The following is a 17,911-nucleotide window of genomic DNA, read 5'->3' as shown; positions in this document are numbered from 1 at the left end:
CCGTTAGGCTGTGGATCCATCCTGCGCGTGCGCCATGTCCGTCCGCTTCGCTCACCTCCACCTTCACAGCGAATACTCGCTGGTCGACTCGACTGTCCGCATCAAGGGGCTGGTCGAGGCTTGCGTGCGCCTGGGTATTCCGGCAGTCGCGCTGACCGACGACAGCAACATGTTCGCGCTGGTGAAGTTCTACAAAGCCTGCAGCGCGGCCGGCATCAAACCGATCGGCGGCAGCGACGTGTGGGTCAGTTCGCCGGATGACCCGCGTCCCTGGCGTCTTACCCTGCTTGTCCAGAACCATGCGGGCTACCTCAATCTGTCCCGGTTGGTGTCGCGCGCATGGCGCGACGGCCAGCACAGCGGCCGGGCCATGGTCGATGCCACCTGGCTCACGCCGGAAGCGACGCACGGCCTAATCGCCGTGCTCGGCCGCGACAGCGAAGTCGCGCGTGTCGCCGTGAACCAGGGTGTGGATACTGCCGTGGCACGCGTCCATGCTTTCGCGACACAGATGGCCGATCGCCTCTACCTTGAACTGACCCGCACCGGTCGCGAGGGCGAGGAAAACTGGAACGCCGCCGCGCTAGGTGTTGCCGCACAGCTCGACCTGCCGGTGATTGCCAGCAACGATGTGCGCTTCCTCAAGCAGGACGGCTTTGAGTCGCACGAAGCGCGCGTGTGCATCAATCAGGGGCGCGTACTCGCCGACCCCAAGCGTCCACGCGATTACAGCGACCAGCAGTACCTCAAGTCGCCAGAAGAAATGGAGGCGTTGTTCGCCGATATTCCCGAGGCGCTGGAAAACACCATCGAGCTGGCCAAGCGCTGCACGCTGGAACTGAACTTCGGTACGTACTACCTGCCGGATTTCCCGGTGCCGGAAGGCCATGACCTGGCCAGTTACATCCGCGAGATATCACGCGACGGCCTGAAGGAACGACTGGAATTCGCTGGCGTCGCGCCCGGCCGTACGCGCGAGGAATACGAAGCGCGGCTGGAACGCGAGCTGGACGTCATCATCAAGATGGGCTTCCCCGGCTACTTCCTGATCGTGGCGGACTTCATCAACTGGGGTAAGCAGAACGGCATTCCCGTGGGCCCGGGCCGTGGTTCGGGTGCAGGTTCGCTGGTCGCCTGGGTGCTGAAGATCACGGATCTCGATCCGATCCAGTTCGATCTGCTGTTCGAGCGATTCTTGAATCCCGAACGCGTGTCGATGCCCGACTTCGACATCGACTTCTGCATGGATCGCCGCGATGAGGTGATCGATTACGTCGCACGCAAATACGGCCGCGACCACGTCAGCCAGATCATCACCTACGGCTCGATGGCGGCGAAGGCTGTGCTGCGAGACTCCGGTCGCGTGCTCGGCATGGGCTACAACGCGGTGGACCGCATCGCCAAGCTCATTCCGCCCCGCCCGCTGGATCTCACGCTGCAATGCGCGCTGGGTCGTTCGGAGAAGGCGAAGAAAGAGCCCGATCGCATCGTCAAGGATTTCTGCGACCTCTACGACCAGGACGAAGAAGCACACACGCTGATCGACCTGGCGCTGAGCCTGGAAAGCTTGACGCGTGGCGTCGGCAAGCACGCCGGTGGCGTGGTGATCGGCCCCAGGCCGCTGACCGAGTTCGCCCCGCTGTATTGCGAACCGGGCGGCGCCGGCGTCGTCACGCAGTACGACAAAGACGATGTGGAAGCGGTTGGTCTGGTGAAGTTCGACTTCCTCGGCCTGCGCACGCTCACCATCATCGATTGGGCGGTGAAAGCCATCAACGCGCGTCGCGCAGTGAGTGGCGAGGAAGAACTCAACATCGCGGCGATTGCCACCGATGACGTGGCCACCTACGAGCTGCTGAAGAAGGCGCAGACCGTCGCCGTGTTCCAGCTCGAATCCTCGGGCATGCAACGCATGCTCAAGGATGCCAAACCCGACCGTTTCGAGGACATCATCGCGCTGGTGGCGCTGTACCGCCCCGGCCCGATGGACCTGATCCCCAGCTTCGTCGCCCGTAAGCACGGCCGCGAGGAAGTGGTGTATCCCGATCCGCGCGTCGAGCCGATCCTGAAAGAGACCTACGGCATCATGGTCTATCAGGAGCAGGTGATGCAGATGGCGCAGATCGTGGGCGGCTATTCGCTCGGCGGCGCCGACCTGCTGCGCCGCGCGATGGGTAAAAAGAAACTCGAGGAAATGGCGAAGGAGCGCGCCAAGTTCCGCGAGGGTGCCGCCAAGGACGGGCTCACCGGCGAAAAAGCCGACGAAATCTTCGACTTGATGGAGAAGTTCGCGGGCTACGGCTTCAACAAGTCGCACGCCGCTGCGTACGCCGTGGTTTCGTACCACACGGCATGGTTGAAGACGCACTACCCCGCGGAGTTCATGGCCGCGACGATCTCGTCGGACATGGACAACACCGACAAGGCGGTGACCTTCATCGACGAGTCGAAGGCGATCGGCCTGAAGGTGTTGCCGCCGGACATCAACGCGTCAGAGTTCATGTTTGTCGCCGTCGAGCCGAAGGTGATCCGCTACGGTCTCGGCGCCATCAAGGGCGTGGGCCAGGGTGCCTGCGAAGCGATTGCCGACGAGCGCAAACGCGGTGGCGTGTACAAGGATCTCGCCGACTTCTGCCGCCGCGTGGATTCGCTGAAGCTCAATCGCCGCGTGCTCGAAGCATTGATTCTTTCCGGTTCGCTCGATGCGCTAGCGCCCAATCGCGCCAGCCTGATGGCGCAGTTGCCGAACGCCATGAAGGCGGCCGACCAGCATCTGAAAAACAAGCAGTCTGGCCAGAACGACATGTTCGGCGCGTCCATGTCATCCGAGAACGGGAGCGCCAACGCGCCGACGGTCGAGGTGGATCTGCCCATCGTGGCCGAGTGGCCACTCGAACAGTTGTTGCAAGGCGAACGCGACACGCTCGGCCACTATCTCTCCGGCCATCCCACTGATCCATGGCGGGACGAGCTAGCTCAGCTCTCAACCTGTCCTCTGGGCGAGATCGGCGATCGTTATCAACCGCCCAAGCCGCGCAAGAACGACGGTGACGAAAACCGTTTCCGCCGCGGCCCGGATACGCCGTGGACGGTAGCCGGCATGGTCACTGCTGTGCGCAAGCGCGGTGATAGCGATGCCTTCGTCCGACTCGAGGACGGTACCGGCATCATCGAGGTGAGCTTCTTCGGCGACCTCTACCAGCAGATCGCCCCGATGCTTACGCGCGACCAATTGCTGATCGTCGAAGGTGGCCTGCGCATCGACGATTTCTCCGGCGGCGGTTTCGCCGTGCGCGCCCGCAGCGCCTACACCCTGGGTGATGCCTGCCGCCGCTTCGCTCGCCTGCTGCGTTTAAAACTGAACGGCGTGAACCCCGCCTTCATTGACGACCTGCGCCGCACGCTCGCCGGCTACCGTGGTGGACGCGCCAGCGTGATTCTTCATGGCTACCACAACGCCCTTGCCCAGGCGGATCTGGAGTTGGGAGAGGACTGGCGCGTAGATGCGATCCCAGAGCTCCTGCGTGCCATCCGAGCGATTCCCGGCGTCGAGGCGGCCAAGCTACGCATCGTCAAGACGGACGACCGTCCGCGCGGCGATTGAACCCCGCGCCAGCCTTCACGTTTCCCATACGCATCCGTTCCCGCGTTCTTTTCTAGACCGGTATACTTGCGCGCTTCCGTGTCATGAACTGCACCGAATGAATCCTAACTTCCTCGATTTCGAACAACCCATCGCCGAGCTGGACGCGAAGATTGAAGAGCTTCGTCACGCCAGCCATGGGCAGGCGTTCAACATCGACGAAGAAGTCGGGCGTCTGCGCGAAAAGCTGAAGCTCAAGACCAACGAGATCTTCCGCAACCTCACGCCGTGGCAGGTGACGCAGTTGTCGCGTCACCCTGGCCGGCCGTACACGCTCGACTACATCAGCGTGATCTGCGACGAATTCCACGAACTCGCCGGCGACCGCGCCTACTCGGACGACGCTGCCATCGTTGGCGGTCTCGGCCGCATCAATGGCCGTTCGGTGATGATCATCGGCCATCAGAAGGCACGCGATACCAAGGGCAAGGTGCGCCGCAACTTTGGCATGCCGCGTCCTGAGGGTTACCGCAAGGCGCTTCGCCTGATGAAGATGGCCGAACGATTCGGCCTGCCGCTGATCACGCTCATCGATACGCCAGGCGCCTACCCGGGCGTGGGCGCGGAAGAGCGCGGCCAATCGGAAGCCATTGCCCGCAACCTGCTGGAAATGGCCGACTTGAAGACGCCTATCGTCTGCACCGTGATCGGTGAAGGCGGCTCCGGTGGCGCGCTCGCCATCGGCGTGGGCGATCGCACCGTCATGCTGCAGTACTCCACGTACTCGGTGATCTCGCCGGAAGGCTGCGCCTCCATCCTGTGGAAGAGTGCGGAGAAGGCCAAGGACGCCGCCGAAGCACTGGGCCTCACCGCCCCCCGCCTGCTGGAACTGGGCCTGATCGACAAGGTGGTGCGCGAGCCGCTGGGCGGCGCCCATCGCAACCCACACTCCATGGCCGTACGCCTGAAGGCCGTGCTGCTCAACCAGATCGACGAACTGGAAGCCCTGCCGGTGAAGGATCTGCTGGAGCTGCGCTACAAGCGCCTGCGCGGCTACGGTGCCTACACCGAGTGAGCCCAGCCTGAGTCGGGAGGGGTGCGCGGCGAGAAGACCATATCCCGACGCAGCTCCCTCTTCACTCACTGCCCTGTCTTCCTGACCTACCATCCGGGCACCATCGTCCGGAAATGCGTTCATGGCCAGCGAACACGCCACCAAACTCGCCGTTCTTATCGACGCGGACAACGCGCAGCCGACCATCTCCGAGGCGTTGCTCGCCGAAGTTGCCAAGTACGGTACGGCGCACGTGAAGCGAGCCTATGGTGATTGGACGTCCAATCACCTCAAGGGTTGGAAGGAACAACTGCTCACGCAGTCGATCCAGCCCATCCAGCAGTTCGGCTACACCAGCGGCAAGAACGCCACCGACTCGGCCATGATCATCGACGCGATGGATCTGCTGTACTCCGGCCGCTTCGATGGTTTCTGCATCGTCTCCAGCGACAGCGACTTCACCCGACTGGCTGCGCGCATCCGCGAGTCTGGCCTGATCGTCTACGGCTTCGGCGAGCGTAAGACACCCGACCCGTTCGTCGCTGCCTGCGACAAGTTCATCTACACCGATATCCTGGTCGCCAAGCCTGACGAGGAGCAGCCGCTCAAGCCGCGCACTGCCGCACAACTCAAGCAGGATTCCAGCCTGGTGAACCTGCTGCGCAACGCGGTAGATGCGGCATCGGACGACGACGGCTGGGCTACCCTGAGCGGGGTCGGCTCCATCGTCACCAAGCAGCGCCCCAACTTCGACGCGCGCAGCTATGGCTACAACAAGCTCAGCGAACTGATCACCGCCACTACGCTGTTCGAGATGGATCGCCGCAATGCCGGCGAAGGTCGCCCCAAGGTGATCTACGTGCGCAACAAGAGCAAGAAAGCCACCGCCCGTGAATGAACTGAACCACATCCTGCGCGACGCGCTGCACGCGCACCCGGCCGGCCCTCTATGCGTCGCCTATAGCGGCGGCCCGGATTCCACCGCGTTGTTGCATGCACTGGCGCAGCTGCCGCAGGCACAGGGACTGCGAGCGCTGCACATCGATCATGGGCTGCATACCGATAGCCACGCATGGGCTGAGCACTGCCGGCAGCTCGCTGGCGAATGGGGCGTGTCGTGCCTGGTGCTGCGGGTGGATGTCGACCATGCGCGCGGCTACGGCCTGGAGGCCGCGGCGCGCGATGCGCGCTACCGCGCGTTCGCCGCATCGCTGCAGAAAGGCGAGCGACTGGTGCTGGCGCATCACCGCGACGATCAGGCGGAAACCGTGCTGCTGAAGCTGCTACGCGGCGCCGGCCCCGAAGGCCTTGGCGGCATGCGCGCAACGCGACGCCTCGGTGACGGGCTGCTCTGGCGCCCCCTGCTGGATACGCCTCGCGATGTCCTGCGCCGTTACGTGGAGCAGCACGCACTTCCCTGTATCGACGATCCTTCGAACCGTGATGCGCGCCTTTCGCGGAATTTCCTTCGCCACGAAATTCTGCCGCGCCTGAGTCAGCATTGGCCACAAGCGGTGGATTCGATCATCCATAGCGCTCGACTCCACCGCTCCGCCAGCGAGGCGCTGGAGCGCCAGTGGCGCGCGGCACAGTCCCACCTGCTCGACCCATCCAGCGGCAGCCTCGACGCCGTCGGCTGGCTCTCACTCACACCGGCCTTGCGTCACCCCCTGCTCGACGACTGGCTGCACTCACGCGGACTCACCGCGCCCACCACCGCACAACGTGAGCAGATCGAGCGCCAGTGTGTGGCACGCGATGGCCAGTTGCCCTGTATCCGCTGGCCCGGTGCCGAAGTGCATGTCTGGAAAAACCGGCTATGGGCGCTTCCACCTCAGCATGGGGTGGACCCGCAATGGCAGGCAGACTGGCACGGTGAACCGTTGGCCCTGCCAGACGGCGGAAGCCTGTTGCTCGACCCTCCGACACGGCTGGACAGCGCGCTGACCGTGCGCCTGCGCCGAGGAGGCGAACGCCTGCGCCCTGCAGGGGACGCACATACCCGCGAGTTGCGCGACCTGTTCCAGCAAAGCGGCATGCCCCCGTGGCGGCGGGTGGCTTGCCCCCTGCTGTTCGTGGGGGACGAACTCATCGGCGTAGGTGATCGCTGGCTTACCGAGCGGGGCATAGCGCTGCTGGCTGGCGCCAAACCTCGCTGGCAAGCCGCATGGTGACCACCTTATTGCTGCAACAGCCACCTTCGCGGATTGATTCCGCACGGCCCCTGCGCTAGTTTTGCGGGCCATGGCCAAGTCTGCATCCGCTCCCGTCGCTCCCGCCGCCGATTTCGAACACTCGCTGGACGAACTCGAACAGCTGGTTGCGCGTATGGAAGGGGGCGAGTTGAGCCTGGACGAATCCCTGTCCTCTTTCGAGCGCGGCATCGGCCTCTATCGCCATTGCCAGCAGGCATTGGAAAATGCCGAGTTACGCGTACGAATGCTGCTCGACCCCGATGCCCCAGACACTGCCGAACCCTTTGAACCCCAGCTCTGAGCTTGGTATTCAGCTCAAGTCGCTGATCGCCCGCGCTGAAGAGGCGCTTGTCAGCTCGCTCCCCCCCGCCGACACCGCCCCCGTGGAACTCCACCAGGCGATGCGTTACGCGGTGCTTGGCGGCGGCAAGCGCTTGCGCCCGCTGCTGGTCTACGCCGCCGGCCATGCGCTCGGGGAAGTGGGGTCGAGTCTGGACGCTCCTGCCGTGGCCGTGGAGTTGATCCACGCCTACTCGCTGGTGCATGACGACCTGCCCTCCATGGACGACGACGCCATGCGTCGCGGCCGACCCACCTGCCATATCGTCTTTGGCGAAGCCATGGCGATCCTCGCTGGCGATGCGCTACAGGCCCTGGCGTTCGAATTGTTGGCCCACGACGTGGACGCGGGCGTGTCGCCCGTGCGCTGTGTGGAAATGCTGCGTGTACTGGGTCGCGCCTGCGGTGCCGATGGCATGGCCGGCGGGCAGGCGCTGGACTTGGCTGCCGTGGGCCGCAAGCTCACGCTCGCCGAGCTGGAATTCATGCATGCCTGCAAGACCGGCGCGCTGATCCGTGCCGCCGTGCAACTCGGTGGCCTCGCCGCCGGCGCGACCACCGAGGAGCTCGCGGCGCTGGACCGCTACGGCCACGCCGTGGGCCTGGCGTTCCAGGTGCGTGACGACATTCTGGACGTCGAAGGCGAATCGGCGGTGCTCGGCAAGACGGCGGGCAAGGACGCGGCGGCAGACAAACCTACCTTCCCGTCCATCATCGGCATGGATGCGTCCCGCGAACATCTTGAACACCTCACGCGGGAGGCCCTGGATGCTATCGCCCCCTTTGGCCAAGGTCGCGTGCTGCTGGAAGAGCTGGCGCACTACGCCGCAGCGCGGCTGAAGTAGAGCCCTAGCAGGCGCCTGCTCCCCTTTGACGCTTACGCCTCACTGACGACGCGTCAACAACGACTGCACTGGAACGTTTCCAAAGGGTCACGCCCCTCACCGTTCCGACTGCCATGCCCTTATTTCGTTTCGCACGTCACGCGCGTGCTGGCCTCGCCGGCGTCATCGCAGCACTGCTGCTCGCCGGCACGGCCATCGCTGCCCAGAACACCGACTTCACTGGCGCCTGGCGTCTGGATGATCGCAACAGCGATACGTCCGATGCCCTGACCGCCGCAATGCGTCTAGAAGCACGCAAGGAACTGGCCAGCCAGCAGGCCACTACGCCCGCCTCATCGTCGTCCAGCCCTACTCCTGCCACCAGCGGCAACGGTGGCCGTCACGGTGGCATGGGCGGTGGTGGAGGCATGGGAGGTGGGGGTATGGGCGGCCACGGTGGTGGCGGCATGGGCGGTGGCGGACACGGCCGTCATGGCGACAACAGCAGCAAGCCGACCAGCGGCAGCGATAAGGACCCGATCGCGACGGCCACCTATCCGATGCCACCCACACTGAAAGCCGACTCCGTGCTGCTCGTGCAGCAGGACGAGAAGACCTTCCAGATCCGCCTGGACAACGGCGACCAACTCACCGGCAAACTGGACGGCGTGGCACGACAGACACTCAACGGCAACGCCATGGTGCGCGGCCACGTGGAGAACGGCCAGCTGACGGTGAATATCCGCTACGCCGACGGCACCCAGCTCGACCAGACCTGGGCGATGACGCCCAATGCTGCGCAGATGGTCGTCACAGGTGCATGGAAGGTGCCCTCGCTGGAACAACCGGTGACCTTCAAACGCACCTACGTGGGGCTCCACTGAGGTGAAAAAGGCGGCCCGTGGGCCGCCTTTTCATAGAGGCTATCTAGCCGATCAGTCGCAAGGTGTACGGGTAGCGATAGCGCACGCCTTCATTCGCGCGAATGGCCGCGATGATGACGAACACCAACCAGGCGATGCCGACGATCCCACCCACGGGCACGGCAATCAACACACCCAGCCCTAGCGTGATCAGAGTGAGCACGAATAGCGCGAAGAACACGATCGCAACAGTGATGTTGAAGTTCAGCGCCTCCTTCGCCTGATCATCCACGAAGGGCATGGAATCCTTCTTCACCAGCCAGATGATCAGCGGCCCCAGGAAACAGCCCCAGCCGAGCCAGTGCCCGGTGAGGATGAGACCCAACAGGGCGGACAGGTGGGCAAACATCGCCCACTGGCGTTCCTGGGCAGAAGGGAGATCGGACGGTGCGGTAGGACCGTTCGACGGCGGCGGTACGACGGACTCGGGTGGGACGCTCATGCGCACTTCTCCTGGTCGTGAGCCTGTTTTTTCTGTGCCAGCCCCCGCTGACGGCTCCGATCCTGAGCAACTGTCCGCCCGATTTACTGGTGCAGGTAGTCACTCACCGGCGATGGTCATCTGCTCCAGCAGAATGGAGCCGGTCAGCAGATGCGAACGGTGATCCACGTCCGAACCCACCGCTACGATGTTGGCGTACATGTCGCGCAGGTTGGCCGCGATGGTGATTTCTTCCACCGGATAGGCGATCTGGCCGTTTTCCACCCAAAAACCGGCAGCGCCGCGCGAGTAGTCGCCCGTGATGGTGGACACGCCCTGCCCCATGACTTCCGTTACCACCAGCCCGGTGCCCATGCGCTTGAGCAAGCCCTGGAAGTCATCCTGGCCCGGCTCGACGATCAGGTTGTGAATGCCGCCCGCATTACCGGTGGACTCCAGCCCGAGCTTGCGCGCCGAGTAGCTGCCCAGCACGTAGCGGGCGAGCACACCGTTCTCGATCAGCGCGCTGTCCCGGGTGGCCACACCTTCCGCATCGAACGAGCCGGAGCCCTGTCCGCGCATGATGAAGGGGCGCTCCACGATGGTCATCCAGGACGGCATGATTTGCTGCCCCGCGTGGTCCAACAGGAAGCTGGCGCGCCGGTAGAGCGCACCGCCGCTGACCGCGCCGAGCAGGTGGCCGATGAGCCCGCGCGCCACATCCGGCGTGAACAGCACCGGGCACTGGCGTGTAGTGAGCTTGCGTGCACCCATGCGCGCCAGCGTCCGCTCTGCGGCCTTGTCACCCAGCGTCTGCGCGCTGATGAAGTCGCCCGCCGAACGCACGCTGTCGTACCAGTAATCGCGCTGCATGCCGTCGTCGTCACCGGCGATAAGCGCAAGCGATAGGGAATGGCGCGTGCCGCGCTCGCGACCCAGGAAACCGTGCGAGTTGGCATACACGGCCAGACTCTCGCCCACCTGCACGCTGGCGCCATCAGAATTGGTGATGCCTGCATGGGCGCGCCCGGCATCCTCGATCTGCTTGCCCAGCTCGATGGCTTCGTCGGTCTCGATGCGCCACGGGTGCCACAGGTCCAGATCGGGGAACTGGGTGGCCATACGCGAAGCGTCGGCCAGGCCCGCGGCTGGATCCTCCTCGGTGAAGCGGGCGATGGCGCAGGCCTGTTCCAGCGTGGCCTGGATCGAATCAGGGTTAAGGTCGGCCGTGCTGGCCGAGCCCTTGCGCTGGCCGAAATACACAGTGAGCCCGAACCCGCGGTCCCGCGTGTGCTCCACCGTCTCCACTTCGCCCAAACGCACGTTCACATTCAGGCCCGTGTCGATGCTGGCGGCGACCTCGGCCTGGCTGGCACCAGCGGCGCGGGCCCGGCGAATCACGTCCTCCGCCAACTGGGCCAGGCGCTCGAGTTCGTCATTGCTGCGGTCTTGGGTCGGGCTCAGCTGGGTCACAAGGATTCCTGCACTAGAGTCTGGTTCGTGCCTTCCTGTGACCCGCGCCGGGAGCTGTTTGCGCGCCAGTCAAGGAAGAGCGAGGGAGTGTATGTCAATACACGACTGAGAGATGACGAAGGCTGGCAGGCAAACAGACCCGGCCCGAAGGGTTTGCCGCCGAAACCCCTGCGTGAGCGCCCCGCGGCTTGACCTGACGGCCAGTCAGGCGCTGCGCCACGGAACACTCACGCAGGGGTTTGGGCGGCAAACGCGGGCCACAGGAAGGCACGAACCAGACTCCAGGAACGGGTAGAATACGCGGTCCTACCGCGCAGCATCCCAAAATGGGGGCGCGTCCCCGAAAGCAAAGAGCGTCACGGAGCCAAGCTATGGCACTGACAGCCGGCATCTACCGCCACTACAAAGGCCAGCGTTACCGCGTCCTGGGCACCGCCCGGCACAGCGAGACGATGGAAGAGGTCGTGGTCTACCAGGCGCTCTATGGCGAGTACGGCCTGTGGGTGCGCCCCGCCGTGATGTTCTGCGAAACCGTGGAACTGGATGGCGAGCCCATCCTCCGCTTCGCGCTGGAACAAGCCGAACCCGATCTGCTCGACGGCGTCGTCGCAACGCCCTGAACACCGTATCCACTGCTGGAAGACATCCGTGCCACGCACCTATACCGACGACCCCGACCACGACTACGGCCCCACCCGCACCCAGCAACGCCGCGACGCGCTGGCCGTGCTGGCGCTGGCCGTTCAATTGCTCGAGCTACCCCCGAGCAAACTGGCCAAGCTGGAATTGCCGGAAGACGTGGAGCGCGAAATTGCCAATACGCGCCGCATCACCGCGCACATTGCACGCAAGCGCCAGCTCGCCTTTCTCAGCCAAGGTGATGCGCCGCCACGACACCAGCGTATTTGACGGCGTGCGCGCCGCGCTGGGCGAGAACCGCGACCTCCAGCGCCAGGAGACGGCCGCGATGCATCGGCTGGAGGCCCTGCGCGATCGCTTGCTGACCGACCCGGACAACGCGATGAGCGACGTGATTGCGCAGTATCCGGGCGTCGATCGCCAGCACCTGCGCTCCCTGGTGCGCCAGGCAAAGATCGAAAAGGATGGCAACAAGCCACCGCGTGCGTATCGCGAGATCTATCAGCTGCTCAAGGATCTGGCGAGCGGCGCCGTCACCGACGAGATCATCGATGACGAAGGTGACATCGACGGCGCGGAAGAGAACGAAGACTGAGTTCTCGTGGGTCGCGCACGCGTGCGCGACCCAACTCCCCTCAATCGTCGTTCGGAAGAAACTGCACGCACGTATCTCCCGGCGACACGAAGCAATCGTGCACCTCGCACAACGCACTTGCCCCGATGCTCGCCCCATAAGCCGAGCCGAATGACGTCAGCCCTGGCAGGCGCTGTTCCGTCACCCGCGGATCATCACGACGGAAGCGACAGCGCTCACAGCGCGCATCCAGCGTAGCGACGGCGGTCACCCGCCTAATCCGTTCCAATAATCGGCAAACACGTGCACCGACAGCACGTAGCCGATGATCACGTTCACCACCACGCCCGCCGTGAACGCCAACAGAGGGCGCCAGCCCGTGGCCGCCAAGGAGCGTAGGCGCGTGGTAAGCCCGATGCTCAGGAAGCAAAACGTGAAGGCCCACGTGCGCAACGTACTGATCGGCGCAACCAGATCCGGCGTCACTACCTTGCGGTAATCGGCCAGCGAGTAGTGGCTGGCGATCCACGTCACCAATGCAGACGCGAGCACGAAACCGAATACGAACTTCGGAAAGCGCGCCCAGATCTCGCGCGCGTCAGCTTTCGCCTGCACGCCGGTTTCCGAGGTATTCCAGCGTGTGGTTGCCACCCAGGCCAACACGAATGCCCAGATGCCGATCCAGATATCACGCCCCACCACCTTCATCAGGGTGAACGCCTGCACGGCAGCATCGGGGGCGCCTGCAATGGCACCACCCGCATTGCGTGCCGCATCGCCATAAGCCTGCGCTGCGGCGACGCCCGCGGCATCCGCGAACTCGGATGTGCCGATCCATGCGCCAGCCACAGCCGTGGACAGGCCCAATGCCCGCGACACAAACGGCAGCACGAAGATCATCACGATGGCCCACACCACCACCAGCGTGATCGCTACCGACGTATCCTCGCGCCGCGCGCGCACTGCGCCGCCACTGGCGATCGCCGCGGAAACGCCGCACACCGCACCACCGACGCCGAGTACGGCCGCGAAGCGCCTATCGAGACCTAACGCCTTGCCTACGAAAAAGATGCTGAAGAACGTGGCAAGCGACACGATGGTCGCCTGGCCCACAGCCACCGGTCCCGCCCAGAACAGCAAGGTCAACGGCAGCGTCGCGCCCAGCAGCACGATGCCCACTTTGATATAGAACTCCACGCGCAATCCCGACTGGAACCATTCCGGCAACTGCACGGTGTTCGACACCAGCAGCCCCAGTGCCAATGCAAGCAATGGCGCTTCGAGGTTGTAGCGCGACGCCTCTGTCCACGCCGACACCGTAAAGATCAGCAACGACACCACGAACAGCACTAGAAATGCCGGCAGGAAACGCGACAACGAATGCCCGAGCACAGCGAGGCCGGTACCGAACAGCAGCGTAAACGCAGCGAAGAGAGCGAGGTAATTCGGCCAGTGCGACGCAATGCCCTGCCATGCGTCAGCGAGTGTCTTCCACTTCGCCGGCGCCACCGCCAGCCATTTAAGACTGCTGCCGTTGGCGAACAAAGCCCATGCCACCACGATCACCAGCAGGCCGATCCATACCGACCACCAGTCTTCGTTGGAGAACACGCCCCAGCGCACGGAGCGTGCGCCTGCCGCCTGGCCCCGGGCCTTGCCCGGCAAAACCTGTGTCGCGTCACTCATCGCCTTGCCCCTCGCCGAGATGGATCCGGACGTCTGGACGGCCGGGCGGCCAATGAGAGGCCCTTAGCTGACAATGTCTGGTACGCCAGGGCAAAAGCGAAATGAGTTTTCGTTCTATGGATATGGCGACTCTTTGCCAGGCTGCCCATCTGCTTGAGGCATCGCCAAGAGCCGTGAGAATGACGCCAACGCCTTGCTCCTGGCCGCCTGCACTCCTTGATCCTTGGGATCAAACCGGAACGCCTCCGTGAGGTAGACCACCGCTATCTCGTTCTGACCATGGTCCAGGGCATTACTGCCAGCAAAAAAAAGTTCTCGATACGCCCCGACATCATCGAAGGCCTTGCGATAAGCCGCTTGCTCCAAGACGGAGCGGCAATCGCAGGCGAAAAGATCCGATTGATCCACCAGGATCGAGGTGCGCACTGTATGCAACAACGGATGCGAGGGCATTTCCGCGTCGATAGCCTTTAGCAACTCGTCCTGTGCCTCGACGGACCCACCCCAGCGCGGCGCGACCGCCAACGACATAGCGCTGTATAGCGGCAGGCTGCCTTTGCCGACGCGCAACCCATCATGCACAGCCTCGTTCATCAGCGCCTGATCGGATACGAGCATGCCAGCCTTTATCATCGCGGCGGAAGGGAGAACCAGCGCTGGATCGAGCCTGGCCGCCATGCGCAGATCACCTTCTGCCCTCGGCAGTATCCGATTCATATCTGCAAAATTCGAATCCTGGGTGTCCGAGGCGGACGCAGCGCCGCGTGCGTTCCAGGCAGCGATGAGAAAGCTATAGCCACTGGCAGCATGCGCGTATGCACTTTGCGGACACTGCTGCTTCCAGCTTTCAAGCAGGCGTCGCGAGACGCCGGTTTCCCGCCTGAACGTATCGCTGAGGAAATGCCAGAACGATTCCGGATGATGCTTCGGGTCCCCAGCCCAGTCGCTCAAACGCTGATCGATTTCGGCGGCCTTTCCGGACTCGATCAGCGATTTGAACTCGTGAAAACTCAGCGTCGGCTGGAAGCGATACGTGCAATAGGCTTCGACGCTTTGCGCTTTCCAATGACTACGAGGCGGATTGGGAAACTGCAGGCAACGCTGCAGCGGATCCGCAATCGTGTCCGCTTTCGCGGCCGCCTGCAGGAAGGCGACCACTTCTTCCGTAGTGAAGGGGTTGAGCGAATCTTGATCCATTGGTGGCTGTTGCTCAGTGGCAACAGCAACACCCACTGACCAACCCAGGGCAATGCACGTGACGGCGACCAACCCACGAATACGCGAGCGCATCCTTCCTCCTTCCATGAGATGACGTGACGGACCATTCCTGTGGTTCCATCAAGATCTTCACACAGAGCTGGCCGGCGACGAAAGTGGGCCGACCAGGTTCAGGAAGCCGTGCCACCCACCGTCATCGCATCCACCTTCAGCGTCGGTTGGCCCACACCCACCGGCACGCTCTGGCCGTCCTTGCCGCAGACGCCCACGCCTTCGTCGAGGGCGAGGTCGTTGCCGATCATGGAGACGCGGGTGAGCACATCGGGACCGGAGCCGATCAAGGTGGCACCCTTCACGGGGCGGGTGACCTTACCGTCTTCGATCAGGTAAGCCTCACTGGCGGAGAACACGAACTTGCCGTTGGTGATGTCCACCTGGCCGCCGCCGAAGTTCACGGCGTACAGGCCCTTCTTCACTGAGCGGATGATTTCTTGCGGGTCGTGCTGGCCGGCGAGCATGTAGGTGTTGGTCATGCGCGGCATCGGCAGCTGTGCGAAGGATTCGCGGCGGCCGTTGCCGGTGGGCGCCATGCCCATCAGACGAGCATTGAGCTTGTCCTGCATGTAGCCCTTGAGGATGCCGTCCTCAATGAGTGTGGTGCACTCGGTGGGCGTGCCCTCGTCGTCCACGCTGAGCGAGCCACGGCGGCCCGGCAGCGTGCCATCGTCCACCACGGTGACGCCCGGCGCGGCCACGCGCTGACCGATGCGGCCGGCGAAGGCCGAGCTGCCCTTGCGGTTGAAATCACCTTCCAGGCCGTGGCCAATGGCTTCGTGCAACAGCACACCCGGCCAGCCGGGGCCAAGGACCACTGGCATGCTGCCGGCTGGCGCATCGACCGCTTCCAGGTTTACCAAGGCTTGGCGCACCGCTTCATCGGCGAAGGCCATGGCGCGGCCGTTCTCGAGCAGCTCGCGGTAGCCATAGCGGCCGCCGCCGCCCACGTGGCTCTGCTCGCGTCGGCCGTTGTGCTCCACGATCACGGCGACGTTCAGGCGAACCAGCGGGCGCACGTCGGCGGCCAGCGTGCCGTCGGAGGCAGCCACCAGCACGGTATCCATGGTGGCAGCCAAGCTCACGATGACTTGCTTCACGCGTGGATCGCGGGAGCGTGCGTAAGCGTCCACTTCGCGCAACAAGGCGATCTTGTCGGGGTTGGGCAGGCTCTCGACCGGGTCGATGGCCGGATACAGCTGGCGCGCACCGTTCAAGGCCAGCGGCTTGCCTGCACCGTTGCCGCCCTGGGCGATGGCGCGGGCCGCCTTGGAGGCCTCCAGCAGCTGGGGCAGCACGATCTCGTCGGAATAGGCGAAACCAGTCTTCTCGCCGCTGATCGCACGTACGCCCACGCCCTGCTCGATGGAATGGCTGCCGTCCTTGACGATGCCCTCCTCCAGCACCCAGGACTCACTACGGGAGTGCTGGAAATACAGGTCGGCGGCGTCGATGGAGGGACCCATCAGCTGATTGAAGACGCGGTCGAGGTCGGTGGCGGCCAAGCCGCCCGGCGACAGCAGGCGACGTTCTGCCTGCGCGATCAGGGAATCCATGAAGTCGGTGCCGTTTGCAGAAAAGAGGACTTTACCAAGTTGGGGCCGCCGGACGGGGGTTTAAAGACCGTCGCATGGAGCTGCCCCGCCCCAACAGGTACGATGCAGGCCGTATCTATGACGAGCATGTGAAGGATCACGTATGAGCGATACCCCCCCGGCAACCGATGGCCAACAAGGTCCTCGACCGTGCCATCAAGGCCCCGATCGAGGAAACCCGAGAGCTGCTGCACAGGGACGGCGAGCTCAAGCCGGGCATGGGCAAGATCAGCAGCGTGATCGCCCTGTCGCTGGGCTTCTTGTGCCTGCTCGGCGTGCTGGCTTTCCACTTTCCCCAATACCTGACCACGCCGGACCTGCGCCACAGGTACTCAGTCGACCTGCTTCGCCAGTTGCTCCTGGCCGCCCTGCTCGTCTCCGGCGGCATGTCGCTGGCGAACATCATTCTTGGCCGTGCGCGGCAACTGAGCATGGTGGCGTTCGCGCTGGTGATCGTGGCGACGGCGCTAGGCGGCTCACGCGTGCCGGTGGGGAATTTCCCGGATCACACGCCGTACATCGGCCTCGACTGGTTCATCCTTGATCTGCTCGGCTCGACGCTGATTTTCGTGGTGATCGAAAAGCTGTTTCCGCTCTACAAGGGCCAGACGCTGTTCCGCAAGGAATGGCAGACCGACCTCAAGCATTTCGCGGTGAACCACTTCATTGTCGGCCTGGCGCTGCTGGTGGTGAACTTCCTGCTGCACCATCTGTTTGGATGGCTGGTCAGCAGCGATTTCCAGCAATACGTGAAGCATCTTCCGTTCGTGCCGCAATTGCTGCTGTGCATTCTCGTCGCCGACCTGGCGCAGTACTGGACGCATCGCGCCTATCACGAGGTGCCGTTCCTGTGGCGCTTCCACGCCGTGCATCATTCGGTGAAAACGATGGACTGGCTGGCCGGTTCGCGCCAGCACATGCTTGAGCTGATCTTCACGCGCGTGGCCGTGCTGGCACCGCTCTACATCCTCGGTTTCAGCGAGGGCGTGATGAACGCCTACATCATCGTGGTGGGCTTCCAGGCGGTGTTCAACCACGCCAACGTGCACCTGCCGTGGGGCCCGCTGAAGTTCCTCATCGTGACGCCGAACTTCCACCACTGGCATCACGCGTCCGACGACGAAGCCATCGACAAGAACTACGCCGCGCACTACGCCTTTCTCGATTACGTGTTCGGCACAGCGGTGAAGTCGACCAAGAAATCCCCTGAGCACTACGGCGTTGTGGGTGACTACATGCCGGATGGTTTCGTGCGCCAGCAGCTGTTCCCGTTTCGTGGAAGCACCAAGCCGCGCGATCCGGCCGCCTGAAACGAGTAGTCGTAAGAGCGCAC

14 protein-coding genes and 1 pseudogene are annotated in these 17,911 nt (G+C 63.8%); 10 read left to right on the top strand and 5 right to left on the bottom strand.

The window, feature by feature from the left end; translation table 11 throughout:
- Positions 1-34 precede the first annotated feature (34 nt).
- The 7 genes from dnaE to DYST_RS21660 all read left to right on the top strand — a co-directional run bounded on the left by dnaE (position 35) and on the right by DYST_RS21660 (position 8,879).
- Positions 35-3,604 carry a DNA polymerase III subunit alpha gene (gene dnaE, locus DYST_RS21690; RefSeq protein WP_239948309.1) on the top strand — a complete coding sequence of 1,190 codons (3,570 nt, stop codon included), beginning with the start codon at positions 35-37 and terminating at the stop codon, positions 3,602-3,604.
- A gap of 97 nt (positions 3,605-3,701) precedes the next feature.
- Positions 3,702-4,658, top strand: coding sequence for an acetyl-CoA carboxylase carboxyltransferase subunit alpha (locus DYST_RS21685; protein WP_102303912.1), 957 nt, complete (start codon positions 3,702-3,704; stop codon positions 4,656-4,658).
- Between the two features lie 121 nt (positions 4,659-4,779).
- Positions 4,780-5,535, top strand: coding sequence for an NYN domain-containing protein (locus DYST_RS21680; protein ID WP_102303911.1), 756 nt, complete (start codon positions 4,780-4,782; stop codon positions 5,533-5,535).
- Positions 5,528-6,811 carry a tRNA lysidine(34) synthetase TilS gene (tilS, locus tag DYST_RS21675; protein WP_239948307.1) on the top strand — a complete coding sequence of 428 codons (1,284 nt, stop codon included), beginning with the start codon at positions 5,528-5,530 and terminating at the stop codon, positions 6,809-6,811. Before DYST_RS21680 ends, tilS begins: the two co-directional genes overlap by 8 nt.
- A gap of 70 nt (positions 6,812-6,881) precedes the next feature.
- A complete protein-coding gene (locus tag DYST_RS21670) occupies positions 6,882-7,133 on the top strand; it encodes an exodeoxyribonuclease VII small subunit (RefSeq protein ID WP_102303910.1) in 252 nt (83 codons plus the stop codon).
- Positions 7,117-8,016: a polyprenyl synthetase family protein gene (locus DYST_RS21665; RefSeq protein ID WP_102303909.1), complete on the top strand. Its 900-nt coding sequence runs from the start codon at positions 7,117-7,119 to the stop codon at positions 8,014-8,016. Before DYST_RS21670 ends, DYST_RS21665 begins: the two co-directional genes overlap by 17 nt.
- 113 nt (positions 8,017-8,129) lie before the next feature.
- Positions 8,130-8,879, top strand: a complete 750-nt coding sequence (locus tag DYST_RS21660) for a hypothetical protein (RefSeq protein ID WP_199179012.1) — start codon at positions 8,130-8,132, stop codon at positions 8,877-8,879.
- Between the two features lie 43 nt (positions 8,880-8,922).
- On the opposite strand, the gene DYST_RS21655 is transcribed toward DYST_RS21660, so the two are convergent.
- Both DYST_RS21655 and pmbA read right to left on the bottom strand, forming a co-directional pair.
- Complete coding sequence (locus DYST_RS21655) at positions 8,923-9,360, bottom strand: DUF4870 domain-containing protein (protein WP_239948305.1); 438 nt, start codon at positions 9,358-9,360, stop codon at positions 8,923-8,925.
- A 99-nt stretch (positions 9,361-9,459) separates the two neighbouring features.
- Positions 9,460-10,812, bottom strand: a complete 1,353-nt coding sequence (gene pmbA / locus DYST_RS21650) for a metalloprotease PmbA (protein WP_239948304.1) — start codon at positions 10,810-10,812, stop codon at positions 9,460-9,462.
- 371 nt (positions 10,813-11,183) lie between these two features.
- Here pmbA and DYST_RS21645 point away from each other — a divergent pair, with 371 nt between their 5' ends.
- Positions 11,184-11,432, top strand: coding sequence for a DUF1653 domain-containing protein (locus DYST_RS21645; protein WP_102303905.1), 249 nt, complete (start codon positions 11,184-11,186; stop codon positions 11,430-11,432).
- A gap of 28 nt (positions 11,433-11,460) precedes the next feature.
- A pseudogene (gene yjgA / locus DYST_RS21640) lies at positions 11,461-12,046 on the top strand (ribosome biogenesis factor YjgA).
- 246 nt (positions 12,047-12,292) lie between these two features.
- Here yjgA and DYST_RS21635 read toward each other — a convergent pair.
- The 3 genes from DYST_RS21635 to tldD all read right to left on the bottom strand — a co-directional run bounded on the left by DYST_RS21635 (position 12,293) and on the right by tldD (position 16,539).
- Complete coding sequence (locus DYST_RS21635; protein WP_239948302.1) at positions 12,293-13,711, bottom strand: YeiH family protein; 1,419 nt, start codon at positions 13,709-13,711, stop codon at positions 12,293-12,295.
- A gap of 114 nt (positions 13,712-13,825) precedes the next feature.
- Positions 13,826-15,001 carry a DUF4034 domain-containing protein gene (locus tag DYST_RS21630; RefSeq protein ID WP_239948300.1) on the bottom strand — a complete coding sequence of 392 codons (1,176 nt, stop codon included), beginning with the start codon at positions 14,999-15,001 and terminating at the stop codon, positions 13,826-13,828.
- A 98-nt stretch (positions 15,002-15,099) separates the two neighbouring features.
- Positions 15,100-16,539, bottom strand: a complete 1,440-nt coding sequence (gene tldD / locus DYST_RS21625) for a metalloprotease TldD (RefSeq protein WP_239948291.1) — start codon at positions 16,537-16,539, stop codon at positions 15,100-15,102.
- A gap of 167 nt (positions 16,540-16,706) precedes the next feature.
- On the opposite strand from tldD, the gene DYST_RS21620 reads away from it, so the two are divergent.
- Positions 16,707-17,888 carry a sterol desaturase family protein gene (locus DYST_RS21620; protein WP_239948290.1) on the top strand — a complete coding sequence of 394 codons (1,182 nt, stop codon included), beginning with the start codon at positions 16,707-16,709 and terminating at the stop codon, positions 17,886-17,888.
- The last annotated feature ends 23 nt before the right edge of the window (positions 17,889-17,911 follow it).

It is taken from the genome of Dyella terrae, from assembly GCF_022394535.1.
Taxonomy (GTDB): Bacteria; Pseudomonadota; Gammaproteobacteria; order Xanthomonadales; family Rhodanobacteraceae; genus Dyella.
This window is presented reverse-complemented; position numbering and strand designations above follow the sequence as displayed.